The 25,531-nt window shown below is 71.6% G+C and carries 25 protein-coding genes; 15 read left to right on the top strand and 10 right to left on the bottom strand.

Annotation, left to right across the window (positions count from 1 at the left end; translation table 11 throughout):
• Nucleotides 1-28 precede the first annotated feature (28 nt).
• Nucleotides 29-1,039 (top strand): NADPH:quinone reductase, encoded by a 1,011-nt coding sequence (locus tag ACLQ26_RS15440; protein WP_425745045.1) that lies wholly within the window; start codon nt 29-31, stop codon nt 1,037-1,039.
• Between the two features lie 185 nt (nt 1,040-1,224).
• Here the strand turns inward: ACLQ26_RS15440 and ACLQ26_RS15435 are convergent, their stop codons facing one another.
• On the bottom strand, nt 1,225-2,874 hold the full coding sequence (locus ACLQ26_RS15435) for a fatty acid--CoA ligase (protein WP_425745044.1): 1,650 nt from the start codon (nt 2,872-2,874) through the stop codon (nt 1,225-1,227).
• Between the two features lie 56 nt (nt 2,875-2,930).
• On the opposite strand from ACLQ26_RS15435, the gene ACLQ26_RS15430 reads away from it, so the two are divergent.
• Nucleotides 2,931-3,422: an NUDIX domain-containing protein gene (locus ACLQ26_RS15430; protein ID WP_393290172.1), complete on the top strand. Its 492-nt coding sequence runs from the start codon at nt 2,931-2,933 to the stop codon at nt 3,420-3,422.
• A 9-nt stretch (nt 3,423-3,431) separates the two neighbouring features.
• Here ACLQ26_RS15430 and ACLQ26_RS15425 read toward each other — a convergent pair whose 3' ends face one another.
• On the bottom strand, nt 3,432-4,466 hold the full coding sequence (locus tag ACLQ26_RS15425) for an aldo/keto reductase (protein ID WP_425745043.1): 1,035 nt from the start codon (nt 4,464-4,466) through the stop codon (nt 3,432-3,434).
• A gap of 117 nt (nt 4,467-4,583) precedes the next feature.
• Between ACLQ26_RS15425 and ACLQ26_RS15420 the strand changes: the two genes are divergently transcribed.
• Complete coding sequence (locus tag ACLQ26_RS15420; protein WP_425745042.1) at nt 4,584-5,213, top strand: TetR/AcrR family transcriptional regulator; 630 nt, start codon at nt 4,584-4,586, stop codon at nt 5,211-5,213.
• A gap of 33 nt (nt 5,214-5,246) precedes the next feature.
• Here ACLQ26_RS15420 and ACLQ26_RS15415 read toward each other — a convergent pair whose 3' ends face one another.
• Nucleotides 5,247-5,471: a GntR family transcriptional regulator gene (locus ACLQ26_RS15415; RefSeq protein WP_425745040.1), complete on the bottom strand. Its 225-nt coding sequence runs from the start codon at nt 5,469-5,471 to the stop codon at nt 5,247-5,249.
• A gap of 254 nt (nt 5,472-5,725) precedes the next feature.
• Here ACLQ26_RS15415 and ACLQ26_RS15410 point away from each other — a divergent pair, with 254 nt between their 5' ends.
• Nucleotides 5,726-5,926 (top strand): hypothetical protein, encoded by a 201-nt coding sequence (locus ACLQ26_RS15410; protein WP_425745039.1) that lies wholly within the window; start codon nt 5,726-5,728, stop codon nt 5,924-5,926.
• A 236-nt stretch (nt 5,927-6,162) separates the two neighbouring features.
• Here ACLQ26_RS15410 and ACLQ26_RS15405 read toward each other — a convergent pair whose 3' ends face one another.
• Together ACLQ26_RS15405 and ACLQ26_RS15400 are read right to left on the bottom strand one after the other, a co-directional pair.
• Entirely contained in the window at nt 6,163-7,839 is a 1,677-nt protein-coding gene (locus ACLQ26_RS15405; RefSeq protein WP_425745038.1) for an MDR family MFS transporter, read from the bottom strand.
• Nucleotides 7,840-7,972: 133 nt separating this feature from the next.
• Nucleotides 7,973-8,512 (bottom strand): type 1 glutamine amidotransferase domain-containing protein, encoded by a 540-nt coding sequence (locus tag ACLQ26_RS15400; RefSeq protein ID WP_425745037.1) that lies wholly within the window; start codon nt 8,510-8,512, stop codon nt 7,973-7,975.
• Nucleotides 8,513-8,692: 180 nt separating this feature from the next.
• On the opposite strand from ACLQ26_RS15400, the gene rfaE2 reads away from it, so the two are divergent.
• Together rfaE2 and ACLQ26_RS15390 are read left to right on the top strand one after the other, a co-directional pair.
• Entirely contained in the window at nt 8,693-10,489 is a 1,797-nt protein-coding gene (rfaE2, locus tag ACLQ26_RS15395) for a D-glycero-beta-D-manno-heptose 1-phosphate adenylyltransferase (protein WP_425745036.1), read from the top strand.
• Nucleotides 10,486-11,364 (top strand): glycosyltransferase, encoded by an 879-nt coding sequence (locus ACLQ26_RS15390; RefSeq protein WP_425745035.1) that lies wholly within the window; start codon nt 10,486-10,488, stop codon nt 11,362-11,364. The genes rfaE2 and ACLQ26_RS15390 overlap by 4 nt, the downstream gene beginning before the upstream one ends.
• Nucleotides 11,365-11,371: 7 nt before the next feature.
• Here the strand turns inward: ACLQ26_RS15390 and ACLQ26_RS15385 are convergent, their stop codons facing one another.
• Genes ACLQ26_RS15385 through ACLQ26_RS15375 form a run of 3 tightly spaced genes read right to left on the bottom strand, consistent with a single transcriptional unit; the run spans nt 11,372 to nt 13,541 of the window.
• Nucleotides 11,372-12,478, bottom strand: coding sequence for a glycosyltransferase family 9 protein (locus ACLQ26_RS15385; protein ID WP_425745034.1), 1,107 nt, complete (start codon nt 12,476-12,478; stop codon nt 11,372-11,374).
• Nucleotides 12,479-12,486: 8 nt separating this feature from the next.
• Entirely contained in the window at nt 12,487-13,038 is a 552-nt protein-coding gene (locus tag ACLQ26_RS15380; RefSeq protein ID WP_425745033.1) for an Hsp20/alpha crystallin family protein, read from the bottom strand.
• On the bottom strand, nt 13,035-13,541 hold the full coding sequence (locus tag ACLQ26_RS15375; RefSeq protein WP_425745032.1) for a DUF2231 domain-containing protein: 507 nt from the start codon (nt 13,539-13,541) through the stop codon (nt 13,035-13,037). Before ACLQ26_RS15375 ends, ACLQ26_RS15380 begins: the two co-directional genes overlap by 4 nt.
• A gap of 164 nt (nt 13,542-13,705) precedes the next feature.
• Between ACLQ26_RS15375 and ACLQ26_RS15370 the strand changes: the two genes are divergently transcribed.
• On the top strand, nt 13,706-14,323 hold the full coding sequence (locus tag ACLQ26_RS15370) for a pyridoxamine 5'-phosphate oxidase family protein (RefSeq protein WP_425745031.1): 618 nt from the start codon (nt 13,706-13,708) through the stop codon (nt 14,321-14,323).
• On the opposite strand, the gene ACLQ26_RS15365 is transcribed toward ACLQ26_RS15370, so the two are convergent.
• Together ACLQ26_RS15365 and ACLQ26_RS15360 are read right to left on the bottom strand one after the other, a co-directional pair.
• Complete coding sequence (locus ACLQ26_RS15365) at nt 14,314-14,727, bottom strand: VOC family protein (RefSeq protein WP_425745030.1); 414 nt, start codon at nt 14,725-14,727, stop codon at nt 14,314-14,316. The two genes, ACLQ26_RS15370 and ACLQ26_RS15365, sit on opposite strands and share 10 nt — an antisense overlap.
• 160 nt (nt 14,728-14,887) lie before the next feature.
• Nucleotides 14,888-15,730, bottom strand: coding sequence for an SGNH/GDSL hydrolase family protein (locus tag ACLQ26_RS15360; RefSeq protein ID WP_425745029.1), 843 nt, complete (start codon nt 15,728-15,730; stop codon nt 14,888-14,890).
• 169 nt (nt 15,731-15,899) lie between these two features.
• Between ACLQ26_RS15360 and ACLQ26_RS15355 the strand changes: the two genes are divergently transcribed.
• The 8 genes from ACLQ26_RS15355 (at nt 15,900) to ACLQ26_RS15320 (ending at nt 25,522) form a co-directional block, all read left to right on the top strand.
• The gene (locus ACLQ26_RS15355; protein ID WP_425745028.1) at nt 15,900-16,544 is read left to right on the top strand and encodes a class I SAM-dependent DNA methyltransferase; all 645 of its coding nucleotides are present in this window, start codon (nt 15,900-15,902) and stop codon (nt 16,542-16,544) included.
• Between the two features lie 86 nt (nt 16,545-16,630).
• On the top strand, nt 16,631-17,488 hold the full coding sequence (locus ACLQ26_RS15350; protein ID WP_425745027.1) for a patatin-like phospholipase family protein: 858 nt from the start codon (nt 16,631-16,633) through the stop codon (nt 17,486-17,488).
• Nucleotides 17,489-17,673: 185 nt separating this feature from the next.
• Entirely contained in the window at nt 17,674-17,928 is a 255-nt protein-coding gene (locus tag ACLQ26_RS15345; protein ID WP_425745026.1) for a hypothetical protein, read from the top strand.
• Nucleotides 17,925-19,253, top strand: coding sequence for a type VII secretion integral membrane protein EccD (gene eccD, locus ACLQ26_RS15340; protein WP_425745025.1), 1,329 nt, complete (start codon nt 17,925-17,927; stop codon nt 19,251-19,253). The genes ACLQ26_RS15345 and eccD overlap by 4 nt, the downstream gene beginning before the upstream one ends.
• Nucleotides 19,254-19,269: 16 nt before the next feature.
• Nucleotides 19,270-20,238 carry a MinD/ParA family ATP-binding protein gene (locus ACLQ26_RS15335; RefSeq protein ID WP_425745024.1) on the top strand — a complete coding sequence of 323 codons (969 nt, stop codon included), beginning with the start codon at nt 19,270-19,272 and terminating at the stop codon, nt 20,236-20,238.
• A 69-nt stretch (nt 20,239-20,307) separates the two neighbouring features.
• Nucleotides 20,308-24,213: a type VII secretion protein EccCa gene (gene eccCa, locus ACLQ26_RS15330; RefSeq protein ID WP_425745023.1), complete on the top strand. Its 3,906-nt coding sequence runs from the start codon at nt 20,308-20,310 to the stop codon at nt 24,211-24,213.
• Nucleotides 24,213-24,572, top strand: a complete 360-nt coding sequence (locus ACLQ26_RS15325) for a hypothetical protein (RefSeq protein ID WP_425745022.1) — start codon at nt 24,213-24,215, stop codon at nt 24,570-24,572. The genes eccCa and ACLQ26_RS15325 overlap by 1 nt, the downstream gene beginning before the upstream one ends.
• Nucleotides 24,557-25,522, top strand: a complete 966-nt coding sequence (locus ACLQ26_RS15320) for a DUF6177 family protein (RefSeq protein WP_425745021.1) — start codon at nt 24,557-24,559, stop codon at nt 25,520-25,522. Before ACLQ26_RS15325 ends, ACLQ26_RS15320 begins: the two co-directional genes overlap by 16 nt.
• Nucleotides 25,523-25,531: the final 9 nt, after the last annotated feature.

The following is a 25,531-nucleotide window of genomic DNA, read 5'->3' as shown; positions in this document are numbered from 1 at the left end:
CGCCTGTCGAGCGGGGTAGAAACGACTGATGAAAGCCATCGTGTACGAGCGCACCGGCGACCCTTCGGTGCTGGAACTGGTCGACCGCCCGGTGCCGGAGCCGGGAGCGGGCGAGGTGCTGGTCCGGCTGGCGGTGTCGGGGGTGAACCCGACGGACTGGAAGTCGCGGCGGGCCTTCCCGCCGGACGGGTGGCAGATCCCCGGGCAGGACGGCGCTGGTGTGGTGGAGGCGGTCGGCGAGGGCGTCGACCGCGAGCTGATCGGCCAGCGGGTCTGGATCTGGGAGGCGGCCTGGCAGCGGCCGTGGGGCACCGCAGCGGAGTACACGCTGGTGCCGGTGCGGCAGGCGGTCCCCCTGGGCGACGCCTCGTTCGAGTTGGGTGCCAGCCTGGGCATTCCGTTCCTCACCGCGCACCGCTGCCTGACAGCCGGCGAGTTCATGCCCGACGCGCTGCGCGCCGGCGCGCTGGCCGATCACACAGTGCTGGTGCAGGGCGGGGCGGGGGCGGTCGGCAACGCGGCGATCCAGCTCGCCCGCTGGGCCGACGCCACGGTGATCGCCACGGTGAGCAGCGCGGAGAAGGCACAGCTCGCGGCGGCGGCCGGCGCCTCCTACGTGATCAACTATCGCGAGCAGGACGTCGTCGACGAGGTCGGCAAGATCGCCCCCGACGGGGTCCACACGATCGTGGAGGTAGCGCCGGCCACGAACGCTGCGGCGGACGTGCAGATGATCCGGCAGGGCGGCGCGGTCTGTGTGTACGCCGACAACGGCGGCACCGAGGTGACGCTCCCGATCCGCCCGCTGTACGTGGTGAACGCCCGCTGGCAGTTCGTGCTTGTCTACACGGAGCCGAAGGCCGCCAAGGCGCAGGGTGTGGTCGACGTGGCTGCTGCGGCCAACCAGGGCGGCGTCCGGGTCGGCGCGGACGCCGGTCTGCCGCTGCACCACTACCCGCTTGCCGACACGGCCGGGGCGCACCAGGCGGTCGAGGACGCGGCGGTCGGCAAGGTCCTGATCAGCACCAGCGACGCCTAACGGGTCGCTGGACACCCGATTTCCCCGTCATCGGGACAGACGCGAACAATTTTCGCAACAATGACGGTGCGGGGTCACCCGTGTGGAGCGGGCGGCCCCGGCGCGGTGCGAACGCCGGGGCCGCCCCTGGGGAGGAATGTCAGGAGTACTCCTCTACCCAACAGGCGACAGTGCCCGGTAAAACGTTACGGTGCTGTCAGCTCCCGGACACTGAGCTCGCCGTCGGCGTACCGCGAACGGACGACCTTCTTGTCGAACTTGCCGACGCTTGTCTTCGGCACCGTGTCGATGAACGCCCACCGCTCGGGCAACTGCCACCGGGCCACCGACCCGGCCAGGAAGTCCCGCAGCTCCTCGGCGGTCACCGACGCACCCTCGCGGACCACCACTGTCGCCAGTGGCCGCTCGTCCCACCGCTCGTCCGGCACGCCGACCACGCACGCCTCCAGCACGGCCGGGTGCGCCATAAGCGCGTTCTCCAACTCCACCGACGAGATCCACTCGCCGCCGGACTTGATCACGTCCTTCGCCCGGTCGGTGAGCGTGATGTACCCGTCCGCGGACAGGGTGCCCACGTCGCCGGTACGCAGCCAGCCGTCGCGGAACTTCTCCTCGTCCGGGGCGTCGTCACCGACGTACCGCGCGGTCACCCATGGCCCGCGGACCTCCAACTCGCCCACGGCCGTGCCGTCGGCGGGCAGCGGGTCGCCCGACGGGCCGACGATGCGCGCCTGCACGCCCGCCGGCACGCGGCCCTGCGTGTAGCGGTAGCGCCACTCCTGTTCGCCTGTCGCCCCCGCGGGCGGGCGGGCGACCGACCCCAGCGGCGACATCTCGGTCATCCCCCAGGCGTGGACGACGTCGATCCCGTGCCGCTCGTCGAACGCGTGCATCAACGCCGGCGGGCAGGCCGAACCACCGACGATCACCTCGGTGAGCGAGGACGTGTCCACGTCGTGGCTGTCCAGGTAGGCCAGCAGGTCGGTCCAGATGGTCGGCACCGCCCCGGCAAGGGTGGGCCGCTCGGCGGCGATCATCTCGGCGATCGGCGCGGCCTGGAGGAACCGGTCCGGCATGATCAGCGACGCGCCGGAGAGGAACGCCGCGTACGGCAGGCCCCACGACATGGCGTGGAACATCGGCACGATGGCCAACTCCCTGTCGGTCGGCCCGAGACCGAAGCCCTCCGGCATGCAGACCTGCAAGGAGTGCAGATAGATCGACCGGTGCGAGTAGGCGACGCCCTTCGGGTTGCCTGTGGTGCCCGAGGTGTAGCAGAGCGCCGCGGCGTCCCGCTCGTCCACCTCCGGCCAGTCGTACGTCTCCGGCCGGTCGGCCAGCAGCGCGTCCCAGTGGTGCACGGTGATCCGGTCGCCGGCGGCGGCCACCAGCGGCGCCGGGTCGCCACCGCCGACCACCACCACGTGCCGCACGGTGCTCAGCTCACCGACCACCCGGGCCAGCAGCGGGATGAGCGTGCTGTCGACGAGCACCACCCGGTCCTCGGCGTGATTGGCGATGTAGGCGACCTGGTCGGGAAAGAGCCGCAGGTTGAGGGTGTGCAGCACCGCGCCCATGCTCGGCACCGCGAAGTAGGCCACCAGGTGCTCGTTGTTGTTCCACATGAAGGTGGCGACCCGCTCGTCGCCGGTGACCCCGCACTCGTCGCGCAGCGCGTGGGCCAGCCGGGCAGCGGCGCGACCCACCTCGGCGTACGTCATCCGGCGGGGTTCGCCGCCCGTCCAGGTGACCACCTCGGCCGTGCCGTGCACCCCTGCGCCGTGGTCGAGGATCCGGGAGACCTGCAGGGGGGCGTCCATCATCGTGCTACGCATGGGTAACAAGCTAGTGTCGGCGGTCACACGTTGGGAACCCCCGTAAATTGTCGCTGGTGAGCATCTCCTGGGCCGACTCGTACGTGGGGCAGTTACGCGCGCTCGCCGGGGACCGGACGCTGATGTTCGTCGGCGCCCGAGCCGTGGTCAACGACGACGCGGGGCGCATCCTGCTCATCAAACGCTCGGACAACGGCCAGTGGGCCATGCCCGCCGGGGCGATGGAGCTGGGCGAGTCGATCGCCGACTGCGCGGTCCGCGAGGTCCGCGAGGAGACCGGCCTGCGGGCGCTGCGGGTCTGCGCGTTCGCCCTCTACACCGGCCCGGACCGGACCAGCACCAACATGTACGGGCACACCTACCAGGTCTTCACCACGGCGTTCAAGGTCGAGGAGTGGGACGGGCAGCTGACCCGGGTCACCGACGAGACCACCGACGCGGGCTTCTTCCCCCGCGACCGGTTTCCCGCCCCACTCTCCGGCTCGGTGCTGGAAACCCTGGCCGACCTGGACGTCTTCGAGCAGACGAACCGGCTCATCCTCAAGTAGGGCCTTGCCTCACTGCGGGTGGCGGAGCCCGGCGAAGTAGCCCTCCTGGATCCAGTTCGGGTACGCGACGGGCAGCTTGGTGGCCTCGTTTAGCTCGGTGAGGTCCTCCGCGGTGAGGGTGAGGTCCGAGGCGGCGATGTTGTCGATCAACTGCCCCTGCTTGCGGGCACCGACGATCACGCTGGTCACCGCCGGCCGGGACAGCAGCCAGGCGACCGCCACCCGGGCCGGGCTGACCCCGTGCCGCTCGGCGACGGCCTTGAGCACGTCGACCACGCGGAAGGCGTGCTCGGGGTCGAAGGGCGTGAAGCTGGAGTAGCCGGGCTGGGCGCTGCGTGCGCCGCTGTCGGCGACGGCGCCGTCCCGGCCGACCTTGCCGGAGAGGAAGCCACCGGCCAGCGGGCTCCACACGGTCAGCCCGATGCCCTCGTCGAGCGCCATCGGCACGACGTCGCGCTCCACGTCCCGGCCCAGCAGGGAGTAGTACTCCTGCACCGAGACGAAGCCGGCCAGCCTCTCCCGCGCGGAGATGCCCAACGCCTTGGAGATCTGCCAGGCGGCGAAGTTGGCGCACCCGATGTAGCGGACCTTGCCCTGCCGGACGGCGTCGTCAAGCGCGCGGAGCATCTCCTCCATGGGAGTGACCTGGTCGAAGTTGTGGATCTGGTACAGGTCGATGTGATCGGTGCCCAGCCGGCGCAGGCTGTCCTCCAGGTTCTGCATGATGTGCAGCCGGGAGGTGCCCACGTCGTTCGGGCCGGGGCCCGTGCGGGAGTGCACCTTCGTCGCCAGGACGACGTCGCGGCGCCGCTTGCCGAGCGCCTGGCCGAGCAGTTCCTCACTCTCTCCGTCGCTGTAGCCGTCGGCAGTGTCGACGAAGTTGACGCCCGCGTCCAGAGCGGTGTCCACCAGTCGCTGCACCTCGGGCAGCGCCAGCCCGCCGAGGGTGCCCCAGAGCGGGTGCCCGCTGCCGCCGAAGGTCATCGCGCCGAGCGAGATCTCCGAGACGTACACCCCGGTGCTGCCCAACAGTCGGTACTTCACGTGTGTCGCTCCTCTGGTGCAGGGCCGTCGGCACTCCGGCGGTCACTGTGTCGGACACTGTGTCCGGCAATGAGCGTACGTCGTCGGTCGCGCCCCCGGCCACCTAGGATCTCGACCATGCCCTCGATCACCCGACGTCGCCCGCCCAACCCGGAGGGGCGGGCCGCTGTCGAGGCACGGGTGTTGGCGGCCACCGAACGGCTGCTCCAGGAGGGCGTCCGCTTCACCGACCTCGGGGTGCAGCGGATCGCCGCCGAGGCCGGCGTGGCCCGGTCGACCTTCTACACCCACTTCCGGGACAAGAGCGAACTGCTCATGCGCCTCGCCGGCACCATGCGGGAGAGCTCCTTCGACCGCACCGGCAGCTGGGATCCGGGCGGGCCCGACCCGCTGGCCAGGCTGACCGAGGTCTTCGCCGACGTGATCCGGATCTACCGGACGTACGCCCCGGTGCTCGCGGCGGTGAGCGAGGTCGCCGCGTACGACGAGGCGGTTCGCGAATACTGGGCGACAGGGCTGGAGCAGTTCGTGTCGCGCACCGTCGAGGCGCTTCGCATCGAGCAGCGGGCCGGGCGTACACCCGCCGACCTGGACGTGGTGGCCGCAAGCCGGCTGATTGTGGTCGGCGGTGACCGCTTCCTCGCCGACCACGTCAGCACGACCTCGCCGGACCCCGCCGCCGACGCGGCAGCCGCCCGGGAGTTGGCCGCAACCTGGTGGTACGGCGTCTACCGCCGCCCCGCCTGACCCATCGTCGGCCTGGTCGGGTGGTCCGCCGAACTATTCGGCTCCCGCCACGAAGACACCTTGCCCCTGCTGGCCGTAGACCAGGTTCCGCTCGTGCAGCTCTTTCACGGCGCGATAGGCCGTGGAGCGCGCGACGTTGTAGATCTCGCCGATCTCGGAGACCGACGGCAACTGATGGCCGGGCGGATACTCCCCGGACTTGATCTTCTGCTCGATGTCGTCGGCAACTCGGCGGTAGTGCGGTGGCCTGGTCGGCATGGCGGCTCTCCTGGACTTCAGCGGAGATCATGTTTCCAGCCCAGGCCCGATTCAGACAACCCGACAATCCAGCAGAGTGGCTACAGTGAGAACTTGACTACAGTGAGACAGTAGATACAGTGAGACAGTGACTGATCGGCTCCTGGACTTCAGCACCCTGGGAGTTCTCCAGTCTCTCCGCCCTGGGGAGCACGACGCATGGACTCTGCCCCCGGGGCGGGCCACTCGTGTCCACCCGGGGGAAGGTGCCGACCATGCCAATCGACGAACCGGCGTCCAAGGCAACCGAACTGTTCGTGGCGAAGCAGGTTCTCGATGCTCACTGGTCAAGGGCACTCGACCGACCGTGGCGAGCAGGTGGGTGCCTGGAGTGCCGGGGTCGCGACAACTGTCCGCAGCTCGATTGGGCCATCACCCTCATCGCGGACACCGCTTCGGTGATGTTTCAGAAGTAGAGTTGCTTGATCGACTCGAGATCGCCGAAGTCGGGGTGTCCCCGGCGCTCGGATACCCCGACTTCGGCGATCTCGAGTCGATCAAGTCGGGCTCGGGCGGCTTCGTCAGGCCGCCGCCGAGGCGGCGACCTCCGCCGCGCTCGACCGTCTCAACAGCCAGCACGCGCAGCCGCTACGCCTCGTGGCCGGGTGACACCGGCCGCCCCGGCTCGGGGCGGCCGGCAGGTAGGCACCTGTCAGATCATCGTCTGGGACTTGGATTCCATGTCCGCGGCTGCCTCTTCCTTCGATTCCTTGGTCAGCGGCTTACCGCCCGGCGCGGCTGCCTTGCCACCCAGCGGGTCGGCGCCGCCTGTGGCACCCTCGGGGCCGGCCCCGCGCAGCGTGCTGTTGGGCATCGCCAGGGTGACAAGCACCGCCACGATGGCGACGAGCCCGGCGGTCAGGAAGACCAGGTGCAGCGACTCCACGAACGACGCCTGGATCGCTCCCCGGACGGCGCCGGGCAGCGCCATGATCGTGGCCGGGTCGTTGATCGAGATGTTCGTGCCGCCGCTCGCCGCGACCGCCGCCCGCTGCTCCGGCGGGAGCTGGGCGATCGCACCGGGCAACCGGTCGGCGAGCTGCGAGTTGAGCCGCGACGACAGCACCGTGCCGAGGATCGCCACCCCGAACGAACCGCCGAGCGACCGGAAGAACGTCGCCGAGGAGGTGCCTGCGCCCAGGTCGCGGACGGACACCGCGTTCTGCACCGCGAGGACCAGCGACTGCATGCACAGGCCGAGGCCGACGCCGATCACCACCATGAAGCCGAACGCCACCCAGAGCGACGTGCCCACCTGCAACCGGGTGAACAGGAACATGCCGACCAGCAGGGTCACCGACCCGGCCACCGGGAACCACTTGTACCTGCCGATCCGGCTCATCGCCCGCCCGGTGAGGATCGAGGTCACGATGATGCCGGCCATCATCGGCAGCATCAGCAGACCGCTGCGGGTCGGCGAGGCGCCCTTGACGATCTGCAGGTACAGCGGGATGAAGATGATCGACCCGAACATCACCAGGCCGAGCACGAAGCCTGCGGAGTTGGCAAGCGCGAACGTGGCGCTCCGGAACAGCCGCAGCGGCAGGATCGGCTCGGCGACCCGCGCCTCCTGGAGCAGGAAGAGCACGGCCAGCACCGCACCGGCGACGAAGAGGCCGATGATCAGACCGGAACTCCACGGGTACTCGTTGCCGCCCCAGCTCAGCGCGAGCAGCAGGCAGCTCACCCCGGCCACCAGCAGGCCGGCGCCGAGCCAGTCGATCGCGTGGTTCCGCCGCTCGAACGGGATCAGCCGCATCACGTGGTAGCAGACCACGATGGCCAGGATCGCCAGCGGCACGTTGATGTAGAAGATCCACCGCCAGTCGGTCTCGGCGAAGTACCCACCGACCAGCGGGCCGGCCACCGACGCGATTCCGAACACCGCCCCGAAGAGACCCTGGTAGCGGCCTCTCTCGCGGGGTGAGACCACGTCCGAGATGATGGTGAACGCCAGCGTCAGCAGACCACCGGCGCCGAGGCCCTGGATGCCCCGCGTGATGATCAGCTGGGTCATGTTCTGCGACAGGCCGGCCAGCAGCGACCCGAGCAGGAACGTGCCGATCGAGAAGAGGAAGACCGGACGACGCCCGTACAGGTCGGCCATCTTGCCGTACAGCGGGGTCGACGCGGTCGAGGCGAGCAGGTACGCCGTCACCACCCACGAGTAGTGGTTGATCCCGCCCAGCTCACCGACGATTGTCGGCAGGGCCGTACCGACGATGGTCTGGTCGAGCGCGGCCAGCAGCATGCCTGTCATCAGGCCCAACATGAGCAGCCGGATCTGCTGGCGATTCAGTACCGGCGCGGCAGAGGCTTCGGTGGTCATCAAGCCCTCTTTCCCGACCACCCCAGAACATGCTCCCGACCACCCCAGAACATGCGTTGATCATGAAGTTATTGCCCCGACACGCCGAACGGGGAGGCAATAACTTCATGATCAACGGGGTCTGGCTGGGGGGTCAGGCGGCGAAGGTTTTGGTGATCTTCGCGCAGAAGGCGGGGAGGTCGTCGGGCTTGCGGCTGCTTGTCAGGTTGCCGTCCGTTACGCACTCCTCGTCCACCCAGGTGGCGCCGGCGTTGGTCAGGTCGGTCCGCAGGCTGGGCCAGGAGGTGATCCGCCGACCACGCACCACGTCCGCCTCGACAAGCGTCCACGGGCCGTGACAGATCACCCCGACCGGCTTGCCGGCGTCGAAGAACGCCTTCACGAACCGCACCGCGTCCGGGTCGGACCGCAGGAAGTCCGGGTTCGCCACCCCGCCCGGCAGCACCAGCGCGTCGTACCCGGCGGCGTCCGCCTTGTCCGCGGTGACGTCCACGTCGTACGTCTTGGACTGGTCCAGGTGGTTGAAGGACTGGATGGAACCGGGCTTGAGCGAGACCAGCTCGGCCGTCGCGCCGGCGTTCTCGACGGCCTCGCGCGGCTGGACGTACTCGACCTCCTCGACGCCGTCGGCGGCCAGGAAGGCGATCCTCTTGCCCTGCAATGTCGCTGCCATCTCGGTACATCTCCTTTCCGGGGTACCTCAATTCCCTTCCCGCCCCCCAACGCCCGAAACACCCCACGCCGGTGACGACCGGCACCGCACCGACGAGGGCGGGACGAAAGGCCGTCGGACCTGCGGCGCAGCCGCCTCGGCGCAGGTTTGTCCCGAGGGCCGCTGGGGACCCGGGGAGGCATGGCAGGAGCAGCAGCGGAACAGCGCCGGCTCGCCAGCGTCGTGGAGAGCTGGCTCGGGCGCCCGGTCCTCATCGTCGGCGACGCCATGCTTGACGAGTGGCGGTTCGCCGACTCCGACCGGCTCTGCCGGGAGGCGCCCGCCCCGGTCCTCACCCTGCGGCGACGGATCTCCGCAGCCGGTGGGGCCGCGAACACCGCAGTCAACGTCGCCACCCTCGGCGGTCGAGCCGTGCTGGTGGCGCCGGTCGGCGCGGATGTGGCCGGCGACGAACTGCACGACTGTCTGGACCGGGCCGGCGTCTGGGACCGTACTGTCAACCAGCCTGGTCGGCCCACCCCGGTGAAGCGGCGGATGCTCGCCGGCAACCAGATCCTGCTCCGGGAGGACTCCGGCGACGCCGACGACGCGCTCGACCCGGACGGGGTGGCCCGGCTGCTCACGGCCTTGGACTGCGCCACGGAGGAGCTGCGCGCGGCCGCCGGCGGAGAGGCGCCGACCCTGGTGGTCTGCGACTACGGCCTGGGGGCACTGCCCGCGCCGGTCCGCGCGTGGCTGGTGGAGCAGCGCGAGCGGTACGCCACAGTCGCGCTGGACGCGCACGACCTCGCCGACTGGCGGGGGCTCGCACCGACTGTGGTCACACCCAGCTTCGCCGAGGCGACCCGACTGTTGGCCCGTGCCGGTGGCGCGCACCGCTCGACCGCCGGCACCGACCTGCACCTGGAACACCCGGACAGCGATCCGGCCGACGGGCCGTCCGAGCTGAGCGTCGGCGCCGCTCCCGGCGGGGCCCGCGTCGACGACCGCCCCGGCCCGGTCGGCGAGCCCACACTCAGCGAGGGCCGGGTGGCTCTCACCGGCGACGGCCTCAGCGTCACCGGCACCGGCGTCACAGTGAACACCGAGGCCGGAGCGGGCGTGGACCGGGCCGTACTGGCCGAGTCGCGCCTCGCCGAGCTGCGCGCGCACACCGGCGCGGACGTGGTCGCGGTGACCCTGGACACCGACGGCGCAGTGGTCGGCGGCGCGGACGGGGAACGGCGGCGCAGCCACAGCACCCCGGTGCCCGCGAGCCACGCCGTGGGGGCCGGAGACGCGTACCTGGCGGCCATGACACTGGCCCTCGCCGCCGACGCGCCGCTGCCCACCGCCGCGCAGCTCGCCCAGCTCGCGGCCACCATCACCGTGTCCGACACCGGTACCTGCGTGTGCCTGCGGGACGACCTGCTCGCCGCCCTCGACATGCCGTCGGAGGCCACCGGGCACCCGGCCGTGGTCGGCACCGACGAACTGGACGCGATCGTCGCCGAACATCGCGAGGCGGGCCGGTCGGTGGTGTTCACCAACGGCTGCTTCGACGTGCTGCACCCCGGGCACGTGCGCTACCTGGAACAGGCCCGCGCCCTGGGCGACCTGCTCATCGTGGCGGTCAACTCGGACGGCAGCGTACGCCGGCTCAAGGGGCCGGACCGGCCGGTCAACCCGGTCGAGGACCGGGGCGCCCTGCTGGCCGCGCTGTCCTGCGTCGACCACGTGGTGGTGTTCGAGGAGGACTCGCCCGCCGCGCTCATCGAGGCGGTCCGGCCCGACGTGTACGTCAAGGGCGGCGACTACCCGCCGGAACTGGTGCCCGAGGCGCCGCTGGTGCGCCGGCTCGGCGGTCAGGTGCGAACGCTGGGGTACGTGCCGGACCGGTCCACCTCGGCGATCATCGAGCGGATCCGGTCGCACAGCCAGGACCCGTCGCCGCATGCCGCCGACCCGTCGCTGAGCCCCCGCACCCAGGCGTCGTGAACCGGCCTCTCGCCCTCGGCAACCCGGCGGAGTTCCGCGCCGACCGGCCGGTCGACGTGCTGATTCCGACCCGTAACCGGCCCGCCGAGCTGGCCGTCACCCTGGCCGGGCTCGCCGCCCAGGGCGGAGTGCCCGGCTTCGGTGTGGTGGTCAGCGACCAGTCCGACGGAGACCCGGCGTACGCCCACCCCGCAGCGGCCACCATGGTCCGGGCGCTGCGCCACGCGGGCCACCCCGTGCTGTTGACCCGCCGGCTGCCGCGCCGCGGGTTGGCCGAGCACCGCGCCTACCTGCTCGCCGCGTCGTCGGCCCGGTACGTGCTCAACCTCGACGACGACGTCTGGCTGGAACCCGGGGCGCTGCACCGACTGGTCACCGCGATCGAGGAGCTGGGCTGCGGGTTCGTCGGCAACGGCGTGCACGGTCTGTCGTACACCGACGACGTACGACCGGACACGCACCGGCACTACGAGGAGTGGGTCGGCCGGCCCGTTCCGGAGCGGGTCCGGCCGGGCACCCCGGAGTGGGACCGGGCCCGCATCCACTCGGCAGCCAACCTGCTGCACGTCACCGCCGAGCTGGCCCTGCCGTCGGGCGCGTGGCGGGCGTACAGGGTGTCCTGGATCGGCGGGTGCGTGCTCTACGACCGTGCCAAGCTCGTCGACTCCGGGGGCTTCGACTTCTGGCGACGGTTGGACGAGAAACACCAGGGCGAGGACGTGGCCGCCCAGCTCGCGGTGCTGGCCCGCCACGGCGGGGCGGGAATCCTGCCCAGCGGCGCCTACCACCTGGAGTCCCCCACCACTGTCACCGAACGCGACGTGGAGGCGTGGGAGGTCGTCCTCGCCGACGAGGACACCCCGCAGCCGGCCTGAGCCCCGCCTACGGGCTGAGCAGTTCGCGGGCCGCCTCGCACACCTCGGCCGTCGGCACGTCGGCGACGAACGAGTCGCGGTGCGGGCACTCGCCGTCGCCGGGCCGGTGCGGGTAGATGCCCGGCGTGCAGTCCACCCCGCAGACCGGGCAGTGCACCATCCAGGAGCTGATCGGCCGGTGCCGGCCCCGCAGCGGTGTCGCCGTGTTGATCAAGTTGCCGACCCAGAAGATGCCCACCGTCGACGCGCCCACTGCGGCGGCCAGGTGCAGCGGACCGGTGTCGTTGGAGATCACCAGCGCGCAGCCGGCGTAGCAGCCCGCCAACCCACCGAGGCTGAGCGTGCCTACCTGCGGCCGGACCGGCACCCCCGCCGCAGCGACCACCTGGTCCACCACCTCCCGCTCGGAGGGTGTCCCGGTGACCAGTACCTCGTACCCGTCACCGTGCAGCTCGCGGGCCACCTCGGCGAACCGCTCGGCAGGCCAGCGGCGGCGGGTGTCGCTGGCGCCGGGATGCAGCGCAACCCGAGGACGGGTCGGCGGGCCGAGCACCTGCTCCGCCTCGGCCCGGTCGGCGTCGGTGACCGTAAGCGTCGGCACGATTGTGGTCGCCGGGGCGCCCACCAGGGCCACCGCCTCCAGATAGCGGATCACCTCGTGCTGGTAGTACACGTAGCGGACCCACCGGTCCAGCGGCGGCGCGTCCTCGGCGCGCAGGCCCGCCGTCACCCGGGCACCGAGGCGGCTGATCAACGGGTTGGAGTTGGCGCCACCGCCGTGGAGCTGCACCGCAAGGTCGAAGCCCTCGGCGTTGGCCGCCGCCACGAAGTCGTCCATCGTGGACGTCGACTCGCCGGGCTCGGGCTCCCGGATGCCGGGGCCCGGCGGCACCACAAGCACCCGGTCCACCGGGCCGGGCCGGTCGCGCCAGAGCTTCGCGTGCCACGGCGCGCCGAGCAGCACGATCTCCGCCGAGGGGTACGCGGCGCGCAACGCCTCCAACGCCGGCAGGACGAAGATGAAGTCGCCGAGGGCGTTGGCGCGCAGCACCGCGATCCGGCGCACGTCTTCGACTCGCCCGGCCGTCGGGCCGAGCAGGGACGGGGTGACCACGTGGCGCGCTACGGCCGGTCGATCTCGCTGGCGGAGTCCGGGTGGTGCATCTCCCGGTCCGCGGCGGGATCGGCCGGGATGGGCGTACCCCCGGCGAGGCCGCCGGAGCGTGGCCCGGTGCGGCCGACGGTGATGGTGCGCGTCGTGGGCCGTGCCGCACGGGGCAGGCGGACCCGCAGCAGCCCGTGGTCCATCACCGCGTCGATGCCCTCCGGGTCGACGCGGGACGGCAGGTCGACGCGGTACTCGAAGCCGCGGGTCTCGAAACCCCCGGGGATGCCCTGCTCGGCGTTGACCTCCGCCTCGGAGCGGGCCCGCACGCACAGCTCGCGGTCGTCCAGCTCGACGGCCACCTCCTCGGGCGCGACGCCCGGCAGCCGGACGACCACCTGCCAACCGTCGGCGGTCTCGGTCAGCTCGACGTCGGACGACCCGGCCCGGCCGCCGACCAGCCGGCTCAGCTCGGCGCGCAACGACTGCAGCTCGCCCATCGGGTCCCACCCCTGCTGCCGTCCGCGCCAACCCCGGCCGGAACCGCCGGCCTGCTGCTGCTCGCTCATCGCGCGTCTCCGATCCGCTGGGTGGCCGTGGTGGGCCGCAGTGAGCTGGGCGCGTCCAGGCCGGCGTCGCGGTCGACGCCCACACCGAGCCGGTCGACCAGCTCACCGCCGAGCCAGGCGCTGATACCGAGGATCGCCACCGCGACCACCTCGATGGCGATCAGCGAACCACCGGCGGCCCGCGAGTCAGCGTTCAACCGGACCGCCCACACGGCGACGAAGAGCAGGATCACCGCGACGTTGGCACCCGCGTGGAGCAGAGCCACCCGCTTCGCGCGGGTGCCGGTCGGTATCGCCAGCAGGTCGAACGAGCCGGCCGCCGCGGCGAGCAGACCGCCGACCAGGCCGACGGTGATGTTCCAGTACGCGACCTCACCGAGGAAGTCGGGCCCGCCGACCGTGTCGACGATGTCGAACAGCACCGCGGTGACCAGCAGCGCGACCGGGAACATGACCAGCATCGGATGGACTGGATGACCCAGCACCTTGAGTCGGCTCTCCATCTCCCGGCCTCCACTGGTCGGCGTTCCTGCGGACGGTACGTGCGGCGGGCGTGTCGGAGGAGGCCGTACCCCCGGCGACCGAGGGCAAACCTCACGCTGGTCACGCGGGCCTAGGCTGGCAGCGGTGGCGCCGCCACCCGGGTCAACGGCTGGAGGAGGATCACGTGACGGTGGAGATCACCTCGCACGAGGAACTGCGGGAGCTGCTCGGCACGCCGGGCGTACGCGCCGCGAACAAGGAACGCGCCCGCCTGCACGAGCGGGACCGGCAGTGGCTCGCCGCCGCGCCGTTCTGCCTGATGGCGACGGCCGGCGCGGACGGCACCTGCGACGTCTCACCCAAGGGCGACCCGGCCGGGTTCGCACTGGTGCTCGACGACACGACGATCGCGCTCCCGGAGCGGCCGGGCAACAAGCGGGCCGACGGCTACCGCAACATCCTGGACAACCCGCACGTCGGGCTGCTCTTCCTGATCCCGGGTCGCACCGACACGCTGCGCGTCAACGGGCGGGCCCGGCTGGTCCGCGACGCGCCCTGGTTCGACGACATGGTCGTCAAGGGGCACCGGCCGGTGCTCGCAGTGGTGGTGGACATCGAGCAGATCTTCTACCACTGCGCGAAGGCGTTCCTGCGGTCCGCGCTGTGGCAGCCGGAGACCTGGCAGCCCGACGCGCTGCCATCCCGCGCTCGCCTGATCAAGGAGGTCGAGGCGCCCTCCGAGAGCCTGGATGACCTGGAGAGGCACTACGGCCCGGAGTACGCCAAGAAGATCTACGTCTGATCCTCCGGGGTGACCGACACCATCCACAGGTGGCCGTCCGGGTCGGCGAAGACGCCCGCGTACCCCCAGGGTTGTGGGGTCGGCGCGGTGACCACCTCGCCGCCGGCGGTGTGCGCCCGCTCGACGATCGCGTCCGCCTCGGCAGGGGTGGTGGCGGCGAGGCCGAGCAGGCACTCGCTCTGCCCCCTCGGCGCCACCTCGTGTCCGCCGATCACCCAGCCGAAGCCGCCGGTCGGGATGAGCATCAGGCGCAGTCCGTCGTTCACCACGAACTGCAACGGCTCCGGGATGCCGTCATCGGCCAGCTCGCCCACCGCCTCCAGGTCGAGACCGTCGCGATAGAAGCGGTACGAGGTCGGGCGGTCGGCGATCGGCAGGCTGATGATCAATGGCGTAGGCGGCATGGACGGCACCTCCACAGGTCGGGCGGAAACGGCCAATCGGGACCGCGCCTTCAGTATGGACAGCGGACCTTGGTGATCGCTGCCCGCCCGAGGGTCGGCACGTGTCGGCGATGCCGGCCCCACCCGGGATGGGCGGGGCCGGCGGGTGGGAAGCCGCGCCTCACGAGTTGAGGTTCATCCGTGCGCAGGGTGTCCAGTCACCGACCGGTGCGCCCGGCCGACGGCCGACCAACCCACACGGCAGCGGCGCCAGCGGTACGCCCAACCGCGGGGCGATGGTGTTGTAGGCCAGCCGGCCCATCACGTCGTAACCTCCCGGCGTGGGGTGCACTCCACACTGGTCCAGATAGCCTTCGGGAATGGATTGATAGTCGATCCAGGTCGGTACGCGCCTGCCGAACTCGTCGATGATCTTCATGCTCCGGTAGATCGCGTCATTGATCACGGCTTCGCTCGCGGGCAGCCAGGCCGGGCTCGGGCCGGGTGGGGTCGTGCAGCCGGTCGTGCCGTGTCCGGCGCTGTACTGCACGAAGGCCGGGTACATGACGACGTCCGGGTCCATGTCCAGCGCCGTGTCGAAGAGTGTCCGGTAGGTACGCTCGAACGCGGTGATCTGCTCCGCGCTGGCGGTCGACAGGTTGTTGTTGGTCCCGCAGTTGACCAGGATCAGGTCGGGTTGGTGCCTGCTGACCAGGTCCGCCATCCGCGACGTCCAGTAGTTGCAGGTCGCGCCTCCCAGCGCTGCCACGGCAAAGGTGTGCGGGACGCAGTTCTCGTTGAGCAGTCGCCCCAGCTCCGCGCGGTAGGCGGCGCTCACCGAGCCGGTTATCGTCGCGCCCTCGGTGATCGAGTCGCCCACCGTCAGGATCTTCATCGTCGGTCGGGCTGGCGTGGGACAGGCGGCTGCGGCTCGGGCGGTGACGGGTGCCCCCGCCGGCACGGACAGGGCGGCCGCCACGAGAGCGAGAACGACGGCACCCAACAGCACGGGACGCAGTTTCATCGCGCTGCCCTCAGCACTCGTCGACGTCCGGATGTGGCGCTGTGATAGCTGTTCATGACATTGACCGTATGGGCATGGACGGGTGCCCCGGAGGTCGGGTGGACGCGGCGACCGGATCGGTGGGGGTTGCTGATCGACCCTCTCCTTCCTGCCCTCTAACGTGGCCGCCATGACCGTCGACGGTTGGTTGGCAGACACCCGCACGTCCTACGACACGGTCGCGGTCAGTTACGCGCACCTGGTCCGGGACTTCCTGGCGCAGGCGCCCTACGAACGGGCAGCTCTGGCGCTGTTCGCCGACCTCGTACGCGCCCGGGGTGGTGGTCCGGTCGTGGACGTGGGGTGCGGACCGGGTCGCATCACGGCTCACCTGAACGGCCTGGGTGTCGCCGCCTTCGGGATCGACCTCTCCCCCGGGATGATCGCGGTGGCCCGCCAGGATCACCCCGAGCTGAGGTTCGAGGTCGGCAGCATGACCGATCTCGACCTGGCCGACGGTTCGGTGGCCGGCCTGGTCGCCTGGTATTCGCTCATCCACATACCCGACGAGCGGCTCGGCCAGGTCCTCGCGCACTTCAGGCGCGTGGTGCGTCCGGGAGGCCCGCTGCTGGTCGGCTTCCACATCGGCGACGAGACGACCCACAAGACCGAGGGGTACGGCGGCCACCCGATGAACCTCCGCGTACACCGCCGTCGGCCGGCCCAGGTCGCGGCCTGGCTACGCGACAGCGGTTTCGCGGTGGAGGCCGAGATGACCGTCGTCTCGCCCGAGAGCAAGCTCGGCGGCATCACCTTCGGACGACGAGAGCCCTGATCTTTCACGTTGTCAGCCCTCCGTGACTCCTGCTAACCTCAAACCGCGAACACTGTTAGCAGTTATCCTGGCGGAACGAGGATCTGATGACGGACGACGCACGGCCGGTATGGGTTCTCGGTGGCGGCGGGGTCGCCGGCATCGCCTGGGAGGTGGGCATCCTCGCCGGCCTCGCGGACGAGGGGGTGATCGTCGCCCCGGACGCGGTGGTCATCGGCACGAGCGCTGGCGCCGTGGTGGGCGCCCAGATCGCCAGCGGAACTCCTCTCGTCGAGCTGTACGAGCGCCAGCGCCAGGGTGTGCCCCACGAGACCGCCCCCGCGCTGGGCTTCCTCGCCCTCCTCCGGCTCGCACGGGCGCAGGTGTTCGTCCGCGATCCCGAGCAGGCCGCTCGCCGTCTCGGCCGACTCGCCCTCTCCGCGCGCATCGACGATCCGTCCCGGCAGCGCCGGATCGCGGAGGCACGGCTGCCGGACCACACGTGGAAGGACACCGACCTCCGCATCACCGCCGTCGACGTGGAGTCCGGCGCTCTGCGCGTCTTCACGCGACACGACGGCGTGTCCCTCCTCGATGCCGTCGCGGCGAGCTGCGCCATGCCGCAATCCGCCGTCCCGGTGGCCATCGGCGGTCGCCGGTACATGGACGGCGGCATGCGGTCCGCTCTCAATCTCGACCTCGCGCCCGGAGACGGTCCGGTGATCGTCCTCGCGCCCAGCACCGCCGCCATCGGGCCCTGGGCCCGCGTCGAACGGCAACGGGCGGCGCTGGACGCCGACCGCCCGGTCGAACTGCTCGGACGCGACCCGGCGTCCAGGCGAGCACAGGGCGCGAGCGTGATGGACCGGTCCGTCGTGCCCGCGCTCGTGGCCGCCGGGCGGGACCAGGGTCGGCACGAGGCGCCGCGCGTGGCCGCCGCGCTGGCGACGACAAGCAAGCCGTAGGCCGCCCGGCCACGCCACCGTCGAGGTCCACCACCGACGGCGACCGCCGGCCCAGCGACCTCGGACCGGGTGTACGTGCCGACCCGGAGCGTTGATCACCATCAGTACGTGGTCACACCGGGCCGACCCGGCACCGCGAGATCGCGTCCCCCGATCGAATTAGCGGCCGTGGATAGAATCGAGCCGTGGCCCGGGAATTCGACACTCAGCTCATCGAGTCGGTCGCGGTTCGCCGTGCCCGCATGCGTGAGCTGCTGCTGTGGGGCCGGCAGCGCCGGGTCCGCGCCACGGGTGACGGGTTCAGGTGGCTGCGTAGCGGTCTCGTGCTGGCGGCGGTGGCCTGCGCCGTGTGTGTGGGCTGGTCCTTCCTGCAGAACGTCGTCGCCGAACAGCAGAAGGCACGCAACCCGGCACCGACCCAACCAACGAGTCCACGATGACGCAACCGCAGACCCTCACCTCCGCCGGTCACCTCAGTCGGGTGACCCTGGCCGGTCCACACCGACGCATCGACCTCGTGCTGCCCGCCGACGAGCCCCTCGGCCTGCTGCTGCCCGAGGTCGTCGCCCTGGTCGGTCACCCACCCACTGATGATTCGCGGGGCTACCAGATCAGCACCCTCGACGGCACAGTGCTCGACCCGGCCGGCAGCCTTCGGCAGGCCGCCGTCCCCGACGGCGCGTTGCTACGGGTCGACCCGATCTCCGAGGCGCCACCGGCGGCGATCGTCCACGACGTCTCCGACGAGGTCGGCGACGATCTCCACCGCCGGCACGGCCGGTGGGGCGACGCCGCACGGACGTGGACCGCCACCGCGGCCTGCCTGGTGGCCGCCACGGTGGCGGCGCTGCTCGCCGGCCCGCAACTCGGGCCCGCCGTGGTCAGCGTCGTCGGCGGCGCGGTCGCCCTGTCCGGCCTCTTCGTCGGGATGGCGGGCAGACGGCCCATCGGGGTGGCGGTGCTGTTGAGCGGTGCCGCGATGGTGCTGACCACCGTGCCCGGCTGGACGGACACCCCTACCCACCGCTGGGCGCTGTGGGCCCTCGGGATCGGCTGCGCCGTCCTCGCCCTGGGTGCCGTGACGGGCAATGGGCGTGCCGGCGTCCTCGGAGGCGGCACGATCCTGCTTCTGGTCGCGGGCTGGAGCGGGCCGCTGCTGCTCGGCATGCCCGCGGCGCGGGTCGCGGCGGTGCTGGCGATCGCGTCGGTGGGCGTACTGGGACTGCTGCCACGGTTCGCGATGATGACATCGGGCCTCACCCGTCTCGACGACCGACGCAGCAACGACGAGCCGGTGAGCCGCGTGTCGGTCCAGGCCGCAGTCGACGCCGCGCACCGCGGGCTGGCCGTCGCGGCGATCGCGGCGGCGACGTCGGCGACGCTCGCCGGGCTCATCCTCGCGTCGGCGCCGGGCCCGTGGAGGCTGGCGCTGGCAGCCCTGGTGGGCGGTGCCCTGCTGCTGCGGATGCGCGCCTTCCCGCTGGCGGCGGAGGTGGTGGCGCTGGTGACCGGCGCGCTGACCATCGCGGGCGGCCTGCTGATGTGCTGGATACGGGAACGGCCCGACACGTGGTGGGCCACCGCGGTGGCGGCGCTCGGCGTCTGTGCGGTGGCCCTGGCGATCCTGGCGTACCGGCCACCGCCGCACGTCCTGGCGCGAGGCCGGCAGGTCGCCGATCGCGTCGAGGCCCTGACCGTGCTGGCGCTGGTTCCCGTCGCCGTCGGGGTGTACGGGCTCTACTCGCGACTACTCGACACCTTCTGATGACTGAGGCGGTGGCATGAGCGCTCCACCGGTGCCCGGCCCGGCACCGCCAATCCCGGCACCGCCACGCACCCCGCCGCCGCCCGGCGCACCGGCGTCGGAGCCGGACGAGCTGTCCATCGCGCGCCGGCCGCCCTTCGGCGACTCCGCGCTACGGCGTACGTGGCGCAGCGCCAGCCGCATGTTCGCCAGCGGCCGGCAGACCCGTGAACTCGTCGACCTCGCCGCCGAGGTGCAGGCACCGGTACACACCGGCCGGCGGATCGCGGTGGCCTCCGTGCAGGGCGGCGCGGGGAAGACCACGGTTGCCGCGCTGCTGGCGTCGGTGTTCGCCGCGCGGCGCGCCGATCCGGTGCTCGCAGCCGACGCCGACCCGTACGAGGGCTCGCTGACCTGGCGGCTCGGCACCCCGAGCGAGCCGTCGCTGCAACGACTGGCACCCGGCCTGCTCGCGGCCCGGGGCGGCGACCTGCGCGCCCTCGAACCACTCCTGCCACGCACCGGGACGGGCCTCTGGGTGCTGCCGAGCGGCACCACCGACCCGAACCTGTGCACCTCGGTCACACGCGCGCTGTCGCGCCTCTTCGCCGTCGCTGTCACCGACTGCCCGCCCGGCCTGGAAGCCCGTACCCCGGCGGGGGTGATGGCCGACGCGCACGCGGTGGTGCTCGTCGCGGCGGCGACACCCGACGGGGTTCGGGGCACCTACCAGACGCTGCGCCGGATCGTCGACGACGGATACGGGTCATGGTTGACGCGGGTGGTCGTCGTGCTGAACGCGAGCAACGCCCACGGCCGCGCGACGCTGATCCACGGCGCCGCCCGCGAGCTGATCGAGCAGACCGGCGTACCGATGGTGGTGCTGCCCTACGACCGTCACCTCGCCGCCGGTGCGCTCATCACGCCGTCGCGGATCGGCGAGGCGACGCTCGTGGAGGCAACCCGCGCCGCCGCGTTGGCTCTGAGTCGCGCTCGGCGAATGTGACCGGAGGCCCACCGCATGTCGACGCGCATGGTGCATCGCCCCGCCCGGATGGCCCGCCCGATGTCCGCCATGGATCCACTCGTGCTGGACCCACCACCGCAACTGCCCGATGGCAAGTCCGCGATGGGGCTTCAGGCGCTGCTGCCCATGGCCGGTGCGGGTGTGGCGATGAGCATGATGATGTTCCTGCGCGGCTCCGGGTTCGCGGCTCTGGGCGCGGTCGTCATGGTGGCGGCACTGGGCGCCGCCGGGGCGATGTACCTCACCCAGTTGGGTAAGGCCGGCCGGCAGCGCCGGGCGCAGCGTGAGCGTTACCAGGACTACCTGGAGGAGCTGCGCGACCAGTTGCGCGAAACCGAGCAGCGTCTGCGGGACGAGGCGAACCTCCTCGACCCGCCGGTGAATCGGCTGCTCGACGTGATCCGCAGCCCGGCCCGCCTGTGGGAACGCCGACGCGCCGACATCGACTTTCTGCACGTACGGCTGGGCATGGGTTCGCTGCCTGTCCGGACGCTCGAGCTGCGCGAGCAGAGCACCCCCACCAACCCCCTCGATCCGTTCATGCGCCACGAGGCGCGCTCACTGATTCACCGATTCGCGCTGACACCCGGCCTGCCGCTGCGGGCGAACCTGGACTGCGCCGGGGATGTCAGCGTGATAACGCCGAACTACGCGGAGGCGGTCACCCTGGCCCGGGCGATCCTCGTGCAGGTCGCCACGTTCCACGCTCCCGACGACGTGCAGCTCGCGATCATCACCACCCCCGAGCGGGCCAGGGCCTGGCGGTGGGCACGGTGGCTGCCACATCTGCTCGACCGGACGTCGATCGGCCCGTCCGGTCCGACCCCGCTGCTGGTCACCGACGTGCAGACGCTCGCCGAGCTGCTCGGCGAGGATCTGGAGGAACGGGCCACCAGCGCGCTCAAGTCGTTCCGTCACGGTGTCGGGCGCACGGAGGCGAAGGCCCGGTCGCGGCTGCTGGTCATCGACGACGCACACGGTGAACTCGCCCGCGGGCTGGCCAGCCCCGACCAGACGGTCGGTCTGGCCAGCCTCGGCATCACCGTGGTGCACCTGCTCGCCGACCGGCTGCACGAACCCGGCGACATCTCCCGCCGGATCACCATCGACGGCGACTCGCTCACCCTGGACGATCTCACCGCGTCCCCGGCGGTGACCGTACGTGGCACCCTCGACGACGCACCGGCCCCGCTCGTGGAGGGCCTGGCCCGCAGCATCGCGCCGCTGCGGCTGTCCGCCGACTCCTACGACGACGGCACCGGCACGCCACCGGCCGACTTCCAGGACCTGTTGGGCCTGTCCGACCCCACCGACCTGGATCTCGCCAACCTCTGGCGGCCACGGGGAGAGCGGGACTTCCTCCGCGTCCCGATCGGGGTCGACCCGGCGGGGCGCCCGGTGCTGCTCGACCTGAAGGAGCCCGCACAACTCGGGATGGGGCCGCACGGGCTCTGCGTCGGAGCGACCGGTTCGGGCAAGAGCGAACTTCTGCGTACGCTCGTGCTCGCCCTGGCGGCGAGTCACCCGCCGGAACGCATGGCGATGGTCCTCGTCGACTACAAGGGCGGGGCCACCTTCGCGCCGTTCAGCGACTTGCCGCACCTGGCTGGCCTGATCACCAACCTGGTCGCCGACGCGGCGCTCGTGGAGCGGATGTACACGAGCCTCGACGGCGAGGTGCAGCGCCGCCAGCAGGTGCTCGCCGACGCCGGCAGGGTCACCGACATCACCGAGTACCACATGCTCCGCGCCGCCCAGGGCGAGCGCACCGACCTGCCACCGCTGCCCCACCTCCTCGTGCTCATCGACGAGTTCGGTGAACTGCTCGCCGCCAAGTCGGAGTTCATCGACCTGTTCCTGCGGATCGGGCGGATCGGGCGATCGATAGGCGTGCATCTGCTGCTGTCGAGCCAGCGCGTCGAACAGGGCAAGATGCGCGGCCTGGAGAACTATCTCGCCTACCGGATCGGCCTCCGTACGCTCACCGAGATGGAGTCGCGCACCGTCCTCGACACGGTCGACGCGTTCCACCTGCCGCCGCTGCCCGGCAACGGCTACCTGAAGGTCGACGTGTCGATCTACCAGCGGTTCAAGGCCGCGTACGTTTCCGGCCCGCTCAGCAACGGCGCGGACGCGGAACTCGCCCCGATCGTCGGGCCGCTGGCGAAGCCGATGCCGTTGTTCGGCACCGCGCGCAGCGACGTCGACGAGAACGTGCCCGAGGAACCGAAAGCGACCCGCCGCACCACCGGGCCGACCCTGCTGTCGACAGTGGTGGGGCAGATGGCGGCGAGCGGGCAGCGGGTTCCGGCGATCTGGTTGCCGCCCCTGCCAACCTTGCTCACCCTCGACGAGGCGGGCGGTGGGGTGGTCACCACGCCGGAGGGCGTACGCCTGGGAGACCGGTCGCGCTCCGGCGTCGGGTTGCCGGTCCCGCTGGGCCGTCTCGACGATCCGGCCCGTCAGTGGCAGGGCCCCTGGGTGCTGAACCTCGCCGGGAGCGGCGGCAACCTGCTCATTCTCGGCGGGCCCGGCAGCGGCAAGACGACCGCGCTGCGTACCCTCGCGCTCGGCCTGGCCACCACCCATCGCCCCACCGACGTCGGCATCTACGGCATCGACCTGCTGGGAAACGGCCTGTCGGGGCTCGCCGGGCTCCCCCACGTCGGCGGCGTCGCCAGCCGCGAGGACCGCGAACGCGTCCGCCGCGTGGTCGACGAGGTGCACGCGATGCTCGCCCAGCGGCAACGCATCTTCAGCCGGCACCAGTTCGACACCGTCGAGGACCTGCGGCACGCCGACGAGAGCGTGCGCACCGAGGTCGGCTGCGTCGACGTGGTGTTGCTGATCGACGGATACGGCCAGCTCAACGCCGAGTTCGAGAGCCTGGAGACCAAGGTGCACGGCCTGCTCGCCCGGGGCGGCCGCTACGGCATCCACGTGATCGGCACCGCCCGGCGGTGGAACGAGGTCCGTGCCGCGCAGCAGGTCGCCTTCGCCAACCGGGTCGAGCTGCGGCTCACCGAGCCCGCCGAGTCGAGCATCGACGGCCGGCAGGCCCGCGGTGTCCCGCCGGACCAGCCTGGCCGGGCTCTCACCAGCGAGAAGCTGTTCGCCCAGGTCGCGCTGCCCCGCCTGGACGGAATCCAGGACCCGGCCAACGCCGGTCTGATCGCAGCCACCCGGTTGGTACGAGCAGCGTGGACGGGGGCGCTGCCGCCACCCGTCCGGGTCCTGCCCGCGGTGCTTCCCGTGGCCGACCTCGCCGACGCCCCCGCCGGCCACGGAGTGGTTCCCTTCGGGCGCTACGAGAGTGACTTCGCCCCCGCCGTCGTCGACCTGTTCGGCCGCGACCAGCACCTCCTCGTCCTCGGAGACCCCCGGACCGGCAAGACGAACCTGCTGCGGCTGGTCGCCGAGGAACTGATGGGGCAGTACACGTCCGAGGAGCTGGTGTTCGCCGTGTTCGACCCCCGCCGCGCACTCGCCGACGTGGTGCCCGACTCCTACTGCGGCGGATACGCCCCGAACTCGACGCTCGCCCAGCAACTGTCCAGGGCGGTGGGCGACGAGCTGGCGAAACGGCATTCGTCCGATGCGGCGCGTACCCGGATAGTGCTGCTCATCGACGACTACGACATCCTTGCCGCGTCCGCCACGCAGCCGCTCGGCGCGCTGGTCCCGCACGTGGCGGCCGGTCGTGACACCGGGCTGCACGTCGTGATGGCCCGGCGGGTGGCCGGCGCCTCGCGCGGTCTGTTCGAACCGTTCCCGTTGGCCGTCCGCGAGGCGGGCTGCCTGAGTCTGCTCATGTCCGGCGACCGGACGGAGGGTCAACTGTTCTCGGGCGTACGGCCCATGGTCCTGCCAACCGGCCGCGCACAGCTGATCCGCCCCGGCGACGGCCCCCGCATGGTGCAGACCGCGTTCACCGGCCAGACGAAGGAGAAGTGATGACATTCGATGCGGTGGCGCTGTGCCGCGCCGAGCCCGATGCGGCCGCGATGCTCGGCGCCCTGCTCGCGGCCGGCTCCGAGCTGAAGATGGACACGATCGAGGCGGCGGGGCTGGTGCAGCTGTTCGACCCGGGCGACGGGCGTCTGCTCCTGAGCGTCGAGACCGCCCGCCTGGTGCGCGTTCCCGGCGAGGCGCAGCGGCTGCTGGGCCTCGTCCCCGCCGACGACGTGCCCGAATCGGTGTGGTGGGTGGAGAGCCGGGCGCCGGGCGCCGACCCGCAGGCCGCGGAGGTGGCCCGCCGGTTCACCGCCGCACTGGTCGAGATCACGGGAGGGTTGACATGGGAGAGCCGATGAACGGCGCGACCGACACGATCACCGACCGGGCCGTCGTCCTCCATCAGGACCGCGCGGTGGTCGGCCTGGCACCCTGGCTCGCCGAAGCCGCCGTCGACGCGGTACGCGACGGACTGCTGCTCCAGGTCGTCACGCCGGCGGACGGCGTGATCACGTACCCGTTGGAGATGATGCTCGCCCAGGCACAGGGACAGTGGGTGGTGCGGACGGGCGACAGGTACCGCGACGGGCTCACCGGTCTGCCGTTGCACTGGGACGGTCACCGCTTCGCCGGCGCCGACGCCTCGCAGCCCGCCGGTTCGCCGCCGGACGACGCACCGTGGACAGGCGGCCTGGAAATCCAGATCGTCACCCTGCACCCCGTCACCGAGGCCCTGCGACTGGGTGCCAGCACGGAAGCAGCCGTCCGTGCTCTCACCGGCGGCGACCCGGCCGGGTGGGGCGTCGCCGAACCGGTCACCGAGCCGTGGTCACGCCCCGAACTCACGGCGTTCTGTCGTACGCGCGCACCGGCACCCACCAGCCTGACCATCGTCGGCGGCGAGCACGCCGCCGCCACCCTCGGGGTGCTGACGGTCGAACGGGTCGACGTCGGCATCCGCGAACAACTCCGGCTGGCCGGCCCTCCCCTGTCGACTGTCGACGAGACGGCACTCGAGGGGCTCGCCGAGAAGCTGGCCGGGACCGCCCGCAGCATGATCGTGACCGTGCACCCGGGCCGGTCCGGTGGGCTGCGGTCAAGCACGCCGAGCATGCCCGCGCTGCCGTGGGGAATTCTGGTCGGCCACCAGGAGAACCCCGTCGAGTCTGCGCAGGAGATGGTGATGGGCCGCCCGTTGGGGCGGGGCGCCCGGCGCGCGTGGTGGTATCGACTGGACGGCGGCCCCGGCGCCCCGTACGAGACGCTCGGCGCGGTGATGCGTCGCTACGGCCTGAGCGTCCCCCGTTAGATCGACCCG

Source organism: Micromonospora sp. DT43, from assembly GCF_049841645.1.
Taxonomy (GTDB): Bacteria; Actinomycetota; Actinomycetes; order Mycobacteriales; family Micromonosporaceae; genus Micromonospora.
This window is presented reverse-complemented; position numbering and strand designations above follow the sequence as displayed.

Excerpts from the sequence above, each read along its gene's own strand:
- ACLQ26_RS15440 (WP_425745045.1), top strand. The coding sequence starts at position 29 with ATGAAAGCCATCGTGTACGAGCGCACCGGCGACCCTTCGGTGCTGGAA.
- ACLQ26_RS15435 (WP_425745044.1), bottom strand. The coding sequence starts at position 2,874 with ATGCGTAGCACGATGATGGACGCCCCCCTGCAGGTCTCCCGGATCCTC.
- ACLQ26_RS15420 (WP_425745042.1), top strand. The coding sequence starts at position 4,584 with ATGCCCTCGATCACCCGACGTCGCCCGCCCAACCCGGAGGGGCGGGCC.
- ACLQ26_RS15415 (WP_425745040.1), bottom strand. The coding sequence starts at position 5,471 with ATGCCGACCAGGCCACCGCACTACCGCCGAGTTGCCGACGACATCGAG.
- ACLQ26_RS15410 (WP_425745039.1), top strand. The coding sequence starts at position 5,726 with ATGCCAATCGACGAACCGGCGTCCAAGGCAACCGAACTGTTCGTGGCG.
- ACLQ26_RS15405 (WP_425745038.1), bottom strand. The coding sequence starts at position 7,839 with ATGACCACCGAAGCCTCTGCCGCGCCGGTACTGAATCGCCAGCAGATC.
- ACLQ26_RS15400 (WP_425745037.1), bottom strand. The coding sequence starts at position 8,512 with ATGGCAGCGACATTGCAGGGCAAGAGGATCGCCTTCCTGGCCGCCGAC.
- rfaE2 (WP_425745036.1), top strand. The coding sequence starts at position 8,693 with ATGGCAGGAGCAGCAGCGGAACAGCGCCGGCTCGCCAGCGTCGTGGAG.
- ACLQ26_RS15380 (WP_425745033.1), bottom strand. The coding sequence starts at position 13,038 with ATGAGCGAGCAGCAGCAGGCCGGCGGTTCCGGCCGGGGTTGGCGCGGA.
- ACLQ26_RS15375 (WP_425745032.1), bottom strand. The coding sequence starts at position 13,541 with ATGGAGAGCCGACTCAAGGTGCTGGGTCATCCAGTCCATCCGATGCTG.
- ACLQ26_RS15365 (WP_425745030.1), bottom strand. The coding sequence starts at position 14,727 with ATGCCGCCTACGCCATTGATCATCAGCCTGCCGATCGCCGACCGCCCG.
- ACLQ26_RS15360 (WP_425745029.1), bottom strand. The coding sequence starts at position 15,730 with ATGAAACTGCGTCCCGTGCTGTTGGGTGCCGTCGTTCTCGCTCTCGTG.
- ACLQ26_RS15355 (WP_425745028.1), top strand. The coding sequence starts at position 15,900 with ATGACCGTCGACGGTTGGTTGGCAGACACCCGCACGTCCTACGACACG.
- ACLQ26_RS15350 (WP_425745027.1), top strand. The coding sequence starts at position 16,631 with ATGACGGACGACGCACGGCCGGTATGGGTTCTCGGTGGCGGCGGGGTC.
- eccD (WP_425745025.1), top strand. The coding sequence starts at position 17,925 with ATGACGCAACCGCAGACCCTCACCTCCGCCGGTCACCTCAGTCGGGTG.
- ACLQ26_RS15335 (WP_425745024.1), top strand. The coding sequence starts at position 19,270 with ATGAGCGCTCCACCGGTGCCCGGCCCGGCACCGCCAATCCCGGCACCG.
- eccCa (WP_425745023.1), top strand. The coding sequence starts at position 20,308 with ATGGATCCACTCGTGCTGGACCCACCACCGCAACTGCCCGATGGCAAG.
- ACLQ26_RS15325 (WP_425745022.1), top strand. The coding sequence starts at position 24,213 with ATGACATTCGATGCGGTGGCGCTGTGCCGCGCCGAGCCCGATGCGGCC.
- ACLQ26_RS15320 (WP_425745021.1), top strand. The coding sequence starts at position 24,557 with ATGGGAGAGCCGATGAACGGCGCGACCGACACGATCACCGACCGGGCC.